Genomic DNA, 540 nt, shown 5'->3' on the forward strand with positions numbered 1-540 from the left:
GCCAACAGACACGGACGAGCCATCGGCCAGACCGTCGCAGGTGAGCCAACTGTCGGAGGCGGCGTTGCCGGCACAGCGGCCGTCAAGGCGTTCGAGATGGAGGCCGCTCGGACAGGAATCCTCGATCACGACACAGCCCGGGACGCTGGATTCGAGCCGATCACGGAGACGATCGAGGCAAAGTCCCGTGCTGGCTACTATCCCGAAGGTGGAACCGTACAGGTGACACTCATTGTTGACGGTCCATCCGGACGCGTCTTGGGTGGCAGTCTCGTCTCCGAGTACGGCGAAGGTGCCGTCTACCGGAGTCACGCCTTGGTAGGTGCGGTGACCGGGGGATCGCCGTTAACGAATTATCTGACTACGATTTGGCGTACGCCCCGCCGTTCAACACGACCTGGGACCCCGTGCTAACGGCAGCGAAGGTCGTTGACGGCCAGCGCTGAGTCGATTGACACCGTCTCGGCCCCCGATAGCGGTCGAGAGAGGATCTAGATCCAGACGATAGTATTCTTCGCAACTTCCTTCCTGCGAGTGGAC

1 pseudogene is annotated in these 540 nt (G+C 61.7%); it reads left to right on the forward strand.

The window, feature by feature from the left end:
- Positions 1–446 (forward strand): annotated as a pseudogene (locus ACNA7R_RS20630) (pyridine nucleotide-disulfide oxidoreductase); the annotation flags it as partial.
- Positions 447–540: the final 94 nt, after the last annotated feature.

This window comes from Natronococcus sp. (assembly GCF_047921035.1).
GTDB lineage: Archaea > Halobacteriota > Halobacteria > Halobacteriales > Natrialbaceae > Natronococcus.